Below are 14,158 nucleotides of genomic sequence, written 5' to 3' on the forward strand. Positions count from 1 at the left end.
CTGGGAGATTACTTCAGATAAATCAGCAAATTCAATCCCGGAATTGTGCGGGAAAGTGTCCACAAGACGAGCGTGATGTAAATTACACCCAAACTCCATTGATACCAAGCTAGTGCAGAGATGATACCTGGTAAGTGTTCGTCTCGCAGGCGAATGTCGTTAAATCCTAATTTAAGTAGGTTGTTGAGGCTAAAATCATAGTAGTTGAGCCAGTTCCAACGGCGATCGCACAAGAGGGGCATATATCGTTCCCGAAATGTCTCATTTCTGGGTATAACTGGCAAACGTCCAATCAATAATCGTAACTGGCGAAATGTGCCATCTTCTGTGAAGTAAGAAACATCCATTAAATCGTGATAGCGACCTTGTTGGTAAAGTCGGATCAATAAAGCCATTGGGACGGGGACAATAATTATTAAAAGACACCCCAATGTCAGCCAAGGTTGTTCAGCATTGCGAAAGATAGCTAGTAAGCTGAAGAATTCTAAAACGCTAAAACTGACTAATATCGAAATGGTTTCGTAGGATGTGGGAATAATTGGTACGGGATGAAGCCGACGAAAGCGATCCACTAGCCAAAATAGTAAGCCGAAATAAGCGATCGCTAATCCTCCCACGCCAAACACTAACCAAAAATTCGTACCATAGCCACTCAACAACAGCAATACACTTAATGCCAACCAACTCCAAGCTTGTAGTAACCATTCACTGATAGAAAGTGCTTCACCTACAATTAAGCGATCGCTCAATTGTGTATATTTTTCTAAATCGATGTCTGCTAAGGAGAGTAACTCACTGCTGTTGCGAAATAATTTTATTAGACGACGTTGGGCGATCGCTTCGGCTTGAGTTGCAGAAAAACCCAGGTTAATCAAATTTGCAACAGTTGCACTATTAATATTTGTAGCCGTCAGACGATGGCTCATTTCTATTAATCGTAGTCGCTGTTTTGTGTATTCCAGTTCATTAGCATCGCTAACTTGCTGTTGCTGACGAAAATTTTGCCCCAAATTCCGCAAGACATTTTGATTACCTTGCAATGTTGGGATGCAGAACATCTTACCAATCTCACCGGGATTACCTAAAATTTTTGCTTGGTTGGAGTTAAAAGTTAAACCACGTACGCTTAAACAAGCCTCTGGGGTAAATATCGCATCGCTAAAATCTGCTTGGTTAAGAATGTTCGCACCTTGCAGATTTACCGATTGGTTAAACTCCGCTTCCCGGAAGCTCACAGCTTGCTCAAAAGTCGCTTCTGTTAAAAGGAGGAACTGATTAAAATTCGCTTTAGTAAACTGTACTTGATTGGCAAAGCGCACATCAGAAAAATCAGCATTTCCTTGCCACTGCACACTATTGAATTTAGCTAACTGCTTAAAAGTTACTTGGTTGAAGTTGGCAGTTTTTTCAAAGATGCTGCCTTGAAAATCAGCAAATTCCTGAAACTTGGTTTGTTTAAAATTAGCTTTTTCAAAAAAAATACTGCTCTGAAAATTGCTTTGTTGGCGGAAGTTAGCACTGCTAAAACTAACGGAACGAGCAAATCTAGTTTCAGTCCAGTTAGTGGGTTGGAGAAAAGTTGCGCCTTGGGCATCCACAGACTGAAGAAAGAATGTATTGGGGAACTTGACTTCGCCATTGAAGCGAGTTTGCACCAGTGTCAATGCACCACGAAAGACGGCAATTTCACTGGATGGAGTTGAGTGTGTTCCTAATAGCGATCGACAATCTTTGGAGTTGGGTAAAGCGTAGGCGTAGCCCATCGTAGACATTGTGAGTGACTGCAAGCAAACGAAGCCCAAACGTTCTAGTTCTTGTTGTTCAGTGGCTGTGAAAATGGGAGCGATCGCTTGCGAGTACAAGGGTGTTCTTAAACCCAAATCGCTACCCACAAAATCCCCCAGAATCAGGGCATAACTGAGGTCTAAACCCAGAGGTTTTGCACCTAGTTGTTTTCGCAGCAGTTGGTAAAAAGCATCACGAAAGCTGGCGTTTTCTGGGCGCAAATCAATCACCATCTTCTGCAAATCCACGGTCAAATTGCCTTCGCGGAGTGTTGGTGTGTGTATACGTTCTTGTAATAGTTCTAGGGTTAAGGGTGGGCGTTCTGGTTGCGTTTGTGCTGCCCAGGCAGGTAGGGGGAGGAAGAGGAGAATTGATAAAACGCAAAGGAACGCAAAGGAAACCGCAGAGGAGCGCAGAGAACCTCCTTTGGGTGCGTTTGCGTTTAGCTTCTGCCTGCCTATGCGGTTAAAAAATAATTTATGCAAGTTGTTGGATCATTCGTCGCTAATCTGTAGAACAATTTTAGCTGTCACAGAACCGCTTTCAATCAGTTGGTGGGCTTTAGCCGCTTCTTTTAAAGGAAACTTTTGACTAACGTGAATTTTTAACTTGCCTTTATCGATCCAGGTGGCACATTGTTTGAGAATTTCTGCATGGTGTTGGAGGCTCTCTTCTAATCCTAGCAACGCTGGTGTCAACATTAATTCAAAACCAATGCGGAGATTACGTAGTCTGGCAGTTTTCCAAACAGTATTGGCATCTGGTTCGAGAATCGTCACAATATCGCCATATACTCGCACTGCGGGGAAGGTTTTGTGAAAGGTTTCGCCGCCTATGGTGTCAAAAGCCAAGTCTACGCCTTCGCCACCAGTCCAATCTAATATCGCTTGCACAAAGTCTGTTTGTTTATAAAAAATTACATTGTCTGCACCGAGTTCTTTGACGAAATTAGCTTTTTCCTCAGAACTGACTGTGGTGGAAACGGTAGCACCTTTGAGTTTCGCCAATTGAATTGCTACATGACCGACACCACCAGCACCCGCATGAATCAAAACCCGTTCCCCAGGTTCCAATCTTCCCCGTTCATATAAAGCTTCCCAGGCGGTGATTAACACCAAAGGCGCTGCTGCTGCTTCGGCAAAGGAGATAGACGCGGGTTTACGTGCCACAAACCGCTCATCAACAACGGTATATTCAGCATAATTTCCTTGGTGTGCGCCCAAGCCGCCATAGCAAAAATATACCTGATCACCTGGGCGAAAACGCTGAACACTAGCACCCACCGCTTCGACTATACCTGCACCATCACATCCTAAAATTGTCGGCAAGCGATCGGGGTAGAAAGTGCCTCGGCTACGAAGTTTAGTGTCAATGGGGTTAATGCTAGCCGCCACCAAACGTATTAAGAGTTCAGTATTATCTACAGGAACAGTAGGGTTTGGCACTTCCTGTACTTGCAGAACTTCGGGACTGCCAGCTGCTGTCATCAAGACTGCTTTCACAACTCTTTCCTCCTGGCTTTAGATGCACGTTCATTTGCAACTTTAGCGCAAGAGGGTGGATACAGAGCTATGTCTGAGGGAAAACCGCGACGCCGAATAGCCCGTCGTAGACATCGCCATCAACTCAAATTTTTAGCAAAGTGTCCAAACTGTGAAGCACCTTTCAAAATACCTGCACTGTGGGAGGATAGGTGCTGTCATAAATGTAGGGCGCGATCGCATGGCAAAATTGTCCCTACTGTTGATCTAATATATCTCCTAGCTGCGGCAAAAAATATTGTCCAGCAAAATGCTGATACTACTTTTAGTACGCTTGAACCAATTCACGGGTAAAATAATTCATAATTACGAATTACGAATTACCTAAAGGGGTTGACGGTTAGACCGGGAAGCATTGACAATTAACCAGCAGAATCATTAGAAATGGGGAAAAACTGGCAGTGGTTAACCCGGAAATACCATCTTGGCGCAAAACAGTACAAAGCGAGATTGTGGCTGTTACCGTGTATTCTGACAGAGCATTGGTTACACGGCGGGGTGTAGTTTCTTTGACAGGAATTGAACAGGAATTAATCATTACACCAGTGCCAGTGACTCTAGAAACTGAGTCTGTCAGGGTTAGCGGTACAGGTAGGGTAGGGGTGCGATTGGTGGGAGTTAGTAGCGATCGCATCTACACTACTGAACCTGTAGCGGAACGAGTAGCACATTTGACAAGGCAAATTCAGCAATTAGAAACAGAAAAACGCCATCTGCAAGCCCAAGTGGATGCTTTAGCATTGCAGTCTAGTTTTATCGAAGGCTTACGGGAAAAAACAGAAGAACCATTTTCAGTGAGTTTGTCTCGGAAAAATCTCAGCCTCAGCGAAACTTTGGATTTCCTTAACTTTCTCGGAAGCCAGTATAGTGAGTATGCGATCGCATCTGGAGAGTGCAAAACCCAGCAGCAGGAATTAGACAAACAACTGCAATCACTCCACACCTCATTGCAAAAAATTCAAACACCCCATCCTAAAGAAAGTTTTAGCTTAGTTGTAGCAGTTGAAGTTACGGGTGAAGGCGAATTTGAATTAGAGTTATCATACTTAGTGAATCGCGCTAGTTGGACTCCGCTTTATGACTTGCGCTTTAGCACTACCAGCGATATTGTGCATCTGAGTTATCTTGCAGAAATCACCCAAAGCAGTGGCGAAGATTGGATTGGTGCAAATCTCACCCTTTCTACCGCTAAACCAGGATTAGGTACACTCCCACCCAAACTTGAACCTTGGTATATTGATGCGCCACTTCCGCAAAGAGTGCGAGAACGACGCTCTCGACTAGCTGCCCAGCCGCCACTGCTGCCTACCATACCAGAACCGCCTGCTTCTGCTGCTAGAGCAGATTGGCAAGAAGAAGACGAAGTTACAGAGGATAGTCTTATCCCAGCAGAAACCGTGATAGCAGAAGTATCCAAAGAAGGGAGTGTAGTTACCTTTAAATTGAATGGTGGTGGTAACATTCCCAGTGATGGCGCACCTCATAAAACGACGATTTTCAACGATGATTATCCTTGTAACTTTGATTATATGGCAATGCCGCGCTTGGTAAGCTTTGCTTATTTGCAAGCTAATGTGAAAAATAGTCCTAATGGTGCGACTTTGTTATCAGGTAAAGCGAATATTTTCCGCGACAACGTTTTTGTTGGGACAACTCAGTTAGAGAATATTGCACCAGGGCAAGAATTTAAACTTAATTTAGGAATTGATGAAGGTTTAAAAATTGAGCGCGATTTAGTTGAGCGTCTGGTAGACAAAAGATTGATTAGCAACCAGCGCCGGATTACTTATAGTTATCGGTTGATAATTACTAACTTACTGGAGAAAGAAGTAAATCTGAAAGTAACTGAACAATTGCCAGTTAGCCGCAATGAGCAAATTAAAGTGCGCCTCAGTCGCAGCAACCCACAAATTCAACTTGGTGAAATGGGGATTTTAGAATGGCAGTTAACTCTTCCACCCCAAGAGCGACGAGAGATATATTACCAGTTTAATGTTGAATATCCGCCTGAGTTAATAGTAGTTGGATTAGATATTTAAACAACATTACTAATGGTACTTAGACAAAAAAACTCAAAAAATAGCCTCAAATCTATATACAGAAAGATTTTGACATCGTTTTGCTTAGTTTCTTGATATATCTGGGTTTGGGCTATTTTTGAGCAGAAGGTGTATTCCCCTTACTCTGTATGGGTTTGAGGCTTATTTCTACCTCAAAAATGTTTAAGTCCCGTTAAGCATTTATTTCTTCTCTCTGTGTTCTCTGCGCCTCTGCGGTTAGTGAAAAAATTAATTTTGACAAAGAGTTTTAGCCTTAACTGAACTGTATTGCGTTATGCTTATGAATACGCCTAGAATCTTTGTTGATTTTCATAATGCTGATAATCAGGGTAGCCTACGTCTAAACTGTATTGGCACAGTTGAAGATCTAGCTCGTCAGAACATTGAATTGCAAGACGGAAAATTGCTCACATTATACAGTGAGGATTTAGAAGTAGAGGGAGTGATACAGTATTCCACTGAAGAACAGTTGTGGGTTGCTGCGATTGATTGGAATCCAATCAAGCAAATGGATGATCTTGCAGTTCAGGTAAAATACTAAATGTTTTGGTGTGGCATAGCCAACAACTGCACAGCAATGATTGGTTAATGTGTCAGATAAGTTACAAAACCTATCTGCAAAGCATAATTAGCAGAATATCGGTTAGAAGCGATCGCTAAGGCGTAAGGTTGTTATCAAAGCAGCGATCGCTTGGCGGCAAAACTGCGAGAATTAAATATAGATCCAGATACTATTTAACTTCTGCGCTGTCTTGCTTGTGCCTGTTAACACGAATGCTATGCATCTTCAGGAAAAACCCATTTTGGCGGTTCCGTCATTTTTTTTCGCAGACGTTCTTGTGCCAACTCCAACATTTTGTCTAAGGGAGTCTCTTGAATAAATTTTGCAGCGGCCTCTCTAAACTCGATATTGGGGCATTTATTCCCTAAAACACAACCGTTAACGCAGGCTTGGGCGCAGTTAATTTTTTGCTCCACAGTAAATTCCTCTCTAAAAGTTATGAGTTATAAGTTGCGAGTTATGATTTTCAACCTCCAGGTAAATTTTACCTTGTCAGTTGCTATCTGATTAGTCTAAATATCTACCATTTAGAAAGTTATCAGTTATGATTTTGACTTCTCACTTTTATCAAGGGCGCTCATGTCAGAAGTTTTTGCTACTACTGGAACTATCGCTGCGATCGCTACTGCTGTTGTTCCCCAACAGGGCAGCGTTGGCATTGTGCGGGTGTCGGGTTCGCAAGCAATGGCTTTAGCTCAAACTCTCTTTCAGGCACCAGGGCGACAAGTTTGGGAAACTCACCGGATTCTCTACGGTTACATTCATCATCCCCAGACGCAACAATTGGTGGATGAAGCTCTATTGCTAATTATGAAAGCGCCTCGTTCTTACACCCGTGAAGATGTAGTGGAATTCCATTGCCACGGGGGAATTATGGCAGTGCAGCAGGTGTTACAACTGTGTTTGGAAAATGGCGCAAGATTAGCGCAACCGGGAGAATTTACTCTCCGCGCCTTTTTGAATGGAAGATTGGATTTAACTCAAGCCGAAGGTATTGCTGATTTAGTGGGAGCGCGATCGCCCCAAGCTGCCCAAACTGCTTTAGCTGGTTTACAGGGAAAATTAGCTCATCCGATCCGGCAGTTACGCGCTAACTGTTTAGATATTTTGGCAGAAATCGAAGCTCGAATCGATTTTGAGGAAGACCTACCTCCGTTGGATGATAAAGTCATAATATCAGAAATCGATAAAATTGCTGCCGAAATAACTAGATTATTGGAAACCAAAGACAAAGGTGAGTTGCTACGCACTGGTTTAAAAGTGGCAATTGTTGGACGTCCGAATGTGGGTAAGTCCAGCTTATTGAACGCTTGGAGTCAGAGCGATCGCGCGATCGTGACTGATTTACCCGGTACAACCCGCGATGTGGTGGAATCACAGTTAGTTGTCGGGGGAATTCCCGTGCAAGTGCTAGATACTGCGGGGATTCGGGAAACAACAGACCAAGTGGAAAAAATTGGTGTCGAGCGATCGCGTCGCGCTGCAAATGCAGCTGATTTAGTCTTGCTTACCATCGATGCTTCAGATGGTTGGACCCAAGACGATCAAGAAATTTACGAACAAGTACAACACCGTCCATTGATTCTAGTAATTAACAAAATCGATTTAGTAGAAGAAAGCGAAAGAAAAACTCTTCAATCCAAAATCCAAAATCCAAAATCTAAAATTGTCACAGCAGCAGCCCAAAATCAAGGTATTGATGCTTTGGAAACAGCCATTTTAGAGATAGTTCAAGCAGGAAAAGTCCAAGCTGCTGATATGGATTTAGCCATTAACCAAAGGCAAGCAGCAGCCTTAACTCAAGCTAAAATTTCCTTGGAACAGGTACAAGCAACAATTGCCGAGCAGTTACCTCTGGATTTTTGGACAATTGACTTACGGGGTGCGATTCAAGCACTAGGAGAAATTACCGGAGAAGAAGTTACAGAATCGGTTTTGGATAGAATTTTTAGCAAGTTTTGTATTGGTAAATAAAGGGTACATTGGCAAAAGCAAAATCCAACCCAACATTTATACTAATGTTTATGAAGTTTCACCATTACTCAACTAAACCTAAAATTGATAACTAAATGTACATCTCAATTCGCCAAGCAACCATACAAGATACGCTGATAGTTTCGGATGTGTTGTTAGAAGCAGCTTTGTGGCTTCAGGAGTGTGGTATGCCTCTGTGGCATGATAGCGAAGTTTCGCCAGAAAGTATCTCTGAAGATGTTGCTAACGGCTTGTTTTTTATTGCTGAATGGGCAGGTGAACCAGCTGGTACAATCAAGTTTCAGCTTGAGGATTTACTTTTCTGGCCGGACATTTCTCAGGAGGAGTCAGCATTTGTACATCGCCTTGCGATTCGGCGGCGTTACTCTGGTGGTAAAGTCTCTTCAGCACTGCTTAGTTGGGCAGTCAAACATGCACAAACACTTGGTAGACATTATTTACGTCTAGATTGTAAGGCTTCGCGATCGCGCCTAAGAGCGATATATGAAGGCTTTGGTTTCCGTCATCACAGCGACAAACAAGTTGGTGCTTATTTTGTCTCTCGCTACGAATATGAAATACCTCCACAAGTAACCTAAATTCATATGTCTTTTATCGATGAAATTAATCCTGTCAACGCATTGATTGTGGGAGCCAGCCAAGGTATTGGTTTAGGTTTTGTGAAAAAATTCCTACAAGATGACAGAATAGCGAAAGTTTATGCAACTTTTCGTCAACCGAAATCAGCCTCAGATTTAATAGCTCTTGCAGGCGAACATTCTGAGCGATTAATTTGTCTGGAGATGGATATTACTGACGAGTTGCAGATTGTTGAAGCTGTTCAAAAAATATCTGTCCAAGTTGACAAACTGCATTTGGTAGTCAACTGTGTAGGACTGTTGCATGAAGATAATTTGCAACCTGAAAAAAGCTTAAGACAGATAAATTCAGAAAATTTGCTGCGTTACTTTCAGATAAATAGTATTGGTGCTGTATTGTTGGCTAAACATCTATTGCCTCTGTTTCGTCATGGAGAACGCAGTGTATTCGCCACTATTTCTGCTAAATTGGGTAGTATTGGCGATAACAAACTTGGGGGATGGTATGGCTATCGCGCTTCTAAAGCAGCACTCAATATGTTGATGCGAACTGCGGCAATTGAGTATAAAAGAAGTTGTCCTAAAGCATTAATAGTGACATTGCATCCTGGTACAACTGATACGCGCCTTTCCCGTCCTTTCCAGGGAAATGTAGCTGCTCCCCAATTATTTTCAGTGGAACGTACTGTTACTCAATTATTGGCTGTGATCGAACAGCTTCAAGAAGGCGATAGTGGACAGTTTTTCTCATGGAATGGAAGCAGATTGCCTTGGTAACTGCGTTACGCTGGTGCTAATGAAACTCACTAGGACTTACGCATTGACAGGAAAAACTAAATATGCAGTATGGATTTCAGGCATTAAACCTAGATTTTTCGACACTTTTTAGGCGATGCCTGGGTTGGGCTACGCCTACGCTATTTATCAAAGGATGATATCTAAAAGCCTAAAACGACGTATTCTCGTTGATGCACAAGATAATAAATTTGTACAGTGCGTAAGTCCTACTCACATTACTTGTAACCAAAGCCTATGAAGTTTTTTGTGCCAGCAGCTAAGGATGATATTAAAGCAGAGCAGGTATATAGTGCGTAGGCGCAGCCCGTCGTAGACATCGCTCAGTCTGTGAAAGCACCAATAACCCTAAAAGCGTATTTGGAAGTTACAATGGCGTGACAACGAAATTAATATCGAATGCGAGGTAGGAAAACCTTTACCACCTTCTTACCAAACAGGGAAAGAGCTAGTTATGACAATTTTTGAGTGTGAAAACCTTTATAAGATTTGTACTCTTAGCCGTGGAGGAGTAAAGGGAGAACCTATTTTGGTTGGAAAAAACTCTCAATCTTCAGCAACATATTTTTCAGATAATACAAACAATTGACGGGAGCATCCCTCTTGGGCAAATATACCAGTTGTTGGGAGAATGTAGGGAAATACCTAAACCGCCCAAAACATGACCCTCGAAAAACAAGCACGTCTACAAGCCTGCTTAAAAGAACTAGCAACCCTGCTATATGAACAGACAGACAAGAGTAAACTAAGCGATCTTGAAAGCATTGAAAAAACAGTGCGAACTCAGATGTTAGAATAAGTTAATACTGCGATCGCTTCAACTAGTACCATGCGGCGTAAATATACATACCATTTTTAAGCCTTGCAATCCACCGAATTTTCATAGCTTTTAATGTCTGCTTACTTCCGCCAAGCTGTACTAGTTACCAGAGTAGGCAAATGTAGAGATGCGAAATTTTGCACCTCTAAACATTTATTAACAACGCTGCAACTGTGTTAATAACACAACAATTTCATCAATAGCTTGGCGCACAACTGTTACAGGTTGCTCCGATTGATTCACGATAATACTAAAAACCAACGGCTCATATTTAGGCGCATTCATATATCCAGATAGAGAAACCACACCCGTTAAGGTACCTGTTTTTGCTTGGACAATGCCCTCAGCAGGTGTATCTTGAAAGCGGCCTTTCAAGGTTCCACTTTTACCCGCCACGGGTAAAGATGCGCGATACAGATATCCTGTTGGTGTTCTTGCTATTCCTCGCAAAGTTTGTACAAAAGCTTCTGGTGTCACTAAGTCACCACGTGATAAACCTGAACCATCCACTAAAACATAATTTGCTGGATCAACTCCCAATTGAGTTAAACTTGCTTTGACAACTTCCAAACCGACATCAGCGCTAGTCTGATTTTTCACTCTGAGTTTTTTCACAGCTAATGCTCTCAGCAGTGCTTCAGCATAAAGATTATTACTATTCTGAAGAGTTTCCATTAATAATTCAGATAAAGGTGGCGACTCGACAAATGCTATTTCCTTTTGATTAGCACCACCACTTACGACTAATGTTTGCCCCAAGGTAATTTTTTCTGTTGCCAAAGCAGTACGAAAGCGCCGTAAGAAGTAATAATTAGGGTCAACTACAGGCAAATCTATTAAAGAAGGTTCAGAATTCGTTGTCAGTTGTCCTTGAATTCGTAATACTGTTCCTGATAATTCGCGGGTAACGTTGACGTAGATTGGTTGATTTTGGGCAACGGTTACTGACTGATTAATTATCCGCCATTGTTTCGCCTCGCCAGCATCAATCCACAGCACTTGTAAAGATTTACCTACAGCCTGCGGTACAAGTTTTAAGCTAAAAATATTTTGATTGAGAATAAAGCTGCTGACTGGTGCGCCATAGTCTGACTGCACATCTTCCCATTGCCAGGTAGGGTTAACAATATCTCCTTGAATATAACTATCATCAGCTATTAATCGCTGAATTTGAGTAATACCTTTCTGTTTTAGCTGCTGTGCCAATTTTTGCAGTTGAGTATCACTTAAGCTTGGATCTCCTCTACCGACAACACGTAAAACACCATTGCCATTCTGATAAATTGAGGTGCGAATCCGAAAATTAGCACCCAACTGCTGCAATGCAGCTGCTGTTGTCAGCAACTTCAGGTTAGACGCGGGAGTAAAATATTTCTGAGCATCCCGACTGTAAAGAGTTTGCCCGGTTGACAGGGGTTGTACCAAAATTCCCCAGCGCCCCCGACTGAATAAGGGACGATTGATTACAGCATCTATAGCTGTTCCCAGTTGGGTAGAGCAAATTGATTTTGTGGTAGTTGTTGGTGCAACTGGGGTTTGTGCTTTAGCTGCTGACTGGGTAACACTAATTTGAGTACCCAGAAACAGCAGCATCAAGCCAAGAGAAATTTTCCTGGTCATCAGATAGTTCTTAAAACTACTTGATGATAATACCTTGGTGTGGCATTTTTTTAACGTTAGTTTGACGGGAGGAAATTAACGCTTTCCTTTTACTTTTTGTTTTTCCTCTTTTTCCTCTTCTTCTTCTTCCTCATCTTCCTCGTCTTCCTCGTCCTCCTCGTCTTCCTCTTCTTCTTCGTCTGCCCCAAATACTTCGTCTATGAGTTCTTGTGCTCGCTTGTCTGAAATTTTCAAGGCTTCCTGAAGCTCAGAGATATAATCCTGTTCTGCTTCGGGTACTTCTTCATCAATCCCTACCACTAAGATAGCTGTGATGTATGCAGCTTCTCGATAATCTTTATTCGGTAAGGATTCGATCGCCTGCTTGATTAGAACTTCACCTTCTTCTTCTTCTAGTAAGCTGACGACTTTCTCGGTCAACTCTTCATAGTCTTCATCAGAGAAATCTTCAAATTGGGAAACGGCACCCAACATTTGACTCAAACCGTATTGTTCTTCTATGGTTATACCTTCACCATCAGCAGCTGCGGAAAAGAGTCCTATAACTGCGATCGCAACTTGTGGTTCTAGAGCAACTGAACTGGTGCTACGGCCTTTGGGCAACTTGCGTTTAGACATAATTATCCTTTAAAGGTTACGTGATATTTCAGGAAGTAATACCCTGCGGTAAGATAAGCTTCCTAAATTTAGGATTCCCAAAAGAATCCCGAAAAATACAAACCTATTACTTGTTAATATGAATATTTGTTTCGCAAAAAATACGCAGAGGGTACATCCCTCGGTGTATAAAAATGGTTAAATTTCCTTGAATTATCAAGGTTTTTAGGACTTTGACCTCTCTCCTAAGAGGCTATGCGTTAGTCATATCTTTCTTAACATTGCTGTAAAGCATACAGGGAAGGAGCCAGAGAAGTAAGGAACGGCGGCATAGTTGACAAAATCAACTTTAAATGGAGTAGGTGGATGTCCACAGTAGGCGATCGTTAACTACAAATTTTGAGATGGGGAATCAGAGTGGAGAAGTTTCCAGGTGGCGGCGATATCGTGTAATCGCCGCAGCCCCCGCCAAATGGTCTTTACGCCTGGTTCACCATCGGCTTTTCGACCCAAAAAACCACGCCTGTCGGGCAATCATCCGTACTGCTTGGTGTAAAGATGGTGGCTGAACTGGTGGGAGCGGATTTTTATTGATAGTGGCACACAAGGATTGCCATTCATAGAGTTCTAAAACAGTGTCACAGGGCAACTCAGGATTGACGCGTGCTTCATAGTACAAGGCGCTTGTTTCGCCTAACATCCCCTAAATCTGCTTGTTGTAATTCTGACTCTGCCCACTTTTCCATGAACCACCATCACCCGCTACTCTACTTTCCTTCAAAACTATACCTATCAACCGTTTCGGTCTAATTTTAAGTCTTTTGTCTGTTTCTTAAGAAAGATGTGACTAATGCATAGCTTTAGCAAGGAGAGGGGAGCGTTTGCTTTACTCAAATACGGGGTGACGTTCAGACTATATTGCACCGAAATCATAACCGCCATATATAAATATGAGGTTCTCATTTAAAATTTGTTGAGAGTTTATTTGAACTTAATTTTCGCTGAAATGCACTAAAGTTAGTGTAAAAGAGTGGTGGATAATGATCGCTATTCCTGCACCTCAGACATCGCTTTTTATCCCCTAATTCAGTACATTTGGACTATAATAGATATATAGAGTCCACCAAGCTTAGTGAAGTGTAAAACTGCTCTGTGACAGCCTTTTGGTAAATGGATTCCAGGGTTAGTCTTATACTTAAACACTACATTCTTAACCTTAGAGGAAAATTATTAAATGATGCAACTGAGTCATTATCCAGGTGCGATCGCACAAGCTGCCCAACGGGCTAATGAAATAGACTCTCAGTTGATGGCTGTGCAGCACCAAGTTAACCGATTTGAAGGCAATGCCGATCGTGTCGCCGCTTTTGAGATGGATTTGAAAAATGATGCTCAACGCAAGGCTCGTCGCTTTGAAGTGCTGCTTGTGAATCAGGAATATCAAAAGTCAATAGATACCCAGATTCGATTAACTGTCGATAAAGCAAATGCGATCGCTCATTTGGAATATCTGCGTAATCAGTTTAGTGTAGCTAAGTTAGAAGCAAGATTAGCGATCGCCCAACAACTATCTGATTTTGAATCTCGTGAATTAGTTGGTTTGTAATCACACCCATAAACCCCAGACTTAAGTCGTTGTCATTACCAACATTTTTTAAATCTTGGGCTTCGTTGCCATTCCGCCTCGGAATAAATTCCAAGGCTATCAGCCCAGAATTTAAGTTCTGGGCGGGATATCGGTCAGCACGACACTTTGACTGTTACAAAAATGTGGGTAACGACAAGGATTTAAGCCTGGGGTTATG

The 14,158-nt window shown here is 42.2% G+C and carries 13 protein-coding genes and 2 pseudogenes; 8 read left to right on the forward strand and 7 right to left on the reverse strand.

Going from position 1 to position 14,158, the window contains the following annotated elements; all coding sequences use genetic code 11:
- Positions 1 to 8: 8 nt before the first annotated feature.
- Entirely contained in the window at positions 9 to 2,270 is a 2,262-nt protein-coding gene (locus V7K31_RS24825) for a pentapeptide repeat-containing protein (protein ID WP_335097607.1), read from the reverse strand.
- A gap of 9 nt (positions 2,271 to 2,279) precedes the next feature.
- Positions 2,280 to 3,287, reverse strand: a complete 1,008-nt coding sequence (locus V7K31_RS24830; protein ID WP_335097610.1) for a zinc-dependent alcohol dehydrogenase family protein — start codon at positions 3,285 to 3,287, stop codon at positions 2,280 to 2,282.
- 69 nt (positions 3,288 to 3,356) lie between these two features.
- Between V7K31_RS24830 and V7K31_RS24835 the strand changes: the two genes are divergently transcribed.
- From V7K31_RS24835 to V7K31_RS24845, 3 genes are all read left to right on the forward strand, one after another.
- A complete protein-coding gene (locus V7K31_RS24835) occupies positions 3,357 to 3,620 on the forward strand; it encodes a hypothetical protein (protein WP_335097613.1) in 264 nt (87 codons plus the stop codon).
- A 107-nt stretch (positions 3,621 to 3,727) separates the two neighbouring features.
- Entirely contained in the window at positions 3,728 to 5,365 is a 1,638-nt protein-coding gene (locus V7K31_RS24840) for a mucoidy inhibitor MuiA family protein (protein WP_335097616.1), read from the forward strand.
- A 301-nt stretch (positions 5,366 to 5,666) separates the two neighbouring features.
- Positions 5,667 to 5,927: a hypothetical protein gene (locus V7K31_RS24845; protein ID WP_335097619.1), complete on the forward strand. Its 261-nt coding sequence runs from the start codon at positions 5,667 to 5,669 to the stop codon at positions 5,925 to 5,927.
- A 236-nt stretch (positions 5,928 to 6,163) separates the two neighbouring features.
- Here V7K31_RS24845 and V7K31_RS24850 read toward each other — a convergent pair whose 3' ends face one another.
- The gene (locus V7K31_RS24850) at positions 6,164 to 6,364 is read right to left on the reverse strand and encodes a hypothetical protein (RefSeq protein ID WP_334944303.1); all 201 of its coding nucleotides are present in this window, start codon (positions 6,362 to 6,364) and stop codon (positions 6,164 to 6,166) included.
- A gap of 163 nt (positions 6,365 to 6,527) precedes the next feature.
- Between V7K31_RS24850 and mnmE the strand changes: the two genes are divergently transcribed.
- From mnmE to V7K31_RS24870, 4 genes and pseudogenes are all read left to right on the forward strand, one after another.
- Positions 6,528 to 7,922, forward strand: coding sequence for a tRNA uridine-5-carboxymethylaminomethyl(34) synthesis GTPase MnmE (mnmE, locus tag V7K31_RS24855; RefSeq protein WP_335097622.1), 1,395 nt, complete (start codon positions 6,528 to 6,530; stop codon positions 7,920 to 7,922).
- A gap of 95 nt (positions 7,923 to 8,017) precedes the next feature.
- On the forward strand, positions 8,018 to 8,521 hold the full coding sequence (locus V7K31_RS24860) for a GNAT family N-acetyltransferase (protein WP_335097625.1): 504 nt from the start codon (positions 8,018 to 8,020) through the stop codon (positions 8,519 to 8,521).
- Positions 8,522 to 8,527: 6 nt separating this feature from the next.
- On the forward strand, positions 8,528 to 9,298 hold the full coding sequence (locus tag V7K31_RS24865; protein ID WP_335097627.1) for an SDR family NAD(P)-dependent oxidoreductase: 771 nt from the start codon (positions 8,528 to 8,530) through the stop codon (positions 9,296 to 9,298).
- A gap of 679 nt (positions 9,299 to 9,977) precedes the next feature.
- Positions 9,978 to 10,112 (forward strand): annotated as a pseudogene (locus tag V7K31_RS24870) (ISKra4 family transposase); the annotation flags it as partial.
- Positions 10,113 to 10,292: 180 nt separating this feature from the next.
- Here the strand turns inward: V7K31_RS24870 and dacB are convergent.
- From dacB to V7K31_RS31960, 4 genes and pseudogenes are all read right to left on the reverse strand, one after another.
- The gene (gene dacB, locus V7K31_RS24875) at positions 10,293 to 11,756 is read right to left on the reverse strand and encodes a D-alanyl-D-alanine carboxypeptidase/D-alanyl-D-alanine endopeptidase (protein ID WP_335097630.1); all 1,464 of its coding nucleotides are present in this window, start codon (positions 11,754 to 11,756) and stop codon (positions 10,293 to 10,295) included.
- 75 nt (positions 11,757 to 11,831) lie between these two features.
- Positions 11,832 to 12,374 (reverse strand): tellurite resistance TerB family protein, encoded by a 543-nt coding sequence (locus tag V7K31_RS24880; RefSeq protein ID WP_335097633.1) that lies wholly within the window; start codon positions 12,372 to 12,374, stop codon positions 11,832 to 11,834.
- 369 nt (positions 12,375 to 12,743) lie between these two features.
- Positions 12,744 to 13,032 (reverse strand): annotated as a pseudogene (locus V7K31_RS24885) (IS4 family transposase); the annotation flags it as partial.
- The gene (locus V7K31_RS31960; RefSeq protein WP_442941374.1) at positions 13,022 to 13,099 is read right to left on the reverse strand and encodes an IS4/Tn5 family transposase DNA-binding protein; all 78 of its coding nucleotides are present in this window, start codon (positions 13,097 to 13,099) and stop codon (positions 13,022 to 13,024) included. The gene V7K31_RS31960 and the pseudogene V7K31_RS24885, both read right to left, overlap by 11 nt.
- Positions 13,100 to 13,587: 488 nt before the next feature.
- On the opposite strand from V7K31_RS31960, the gene V7K31_RS24890 reads away from it, so the two are divergent.
- Entirely contained in the window at positions 13,588 to 13,959 is a 372-nt protein-coding gene (locus V7K31_RS24890) for a hypothetical protein (RefSeq protein WP_334831340.1), read from the forward strand.
- The last annotated feature ends 199 nt before the right edge of the window (positions 13,960 to 14,158 follow it).

The sequence above is a fragment of the Nostoc sp. genome, assembly GCF_036917675.1.
In the GTDB taxonomy this organism is placed as follows: Bacteria; Cyanobacteriota; Cyanobacteriia; order Cyanobacteriales; family Nostocaceae; genus Nostoc.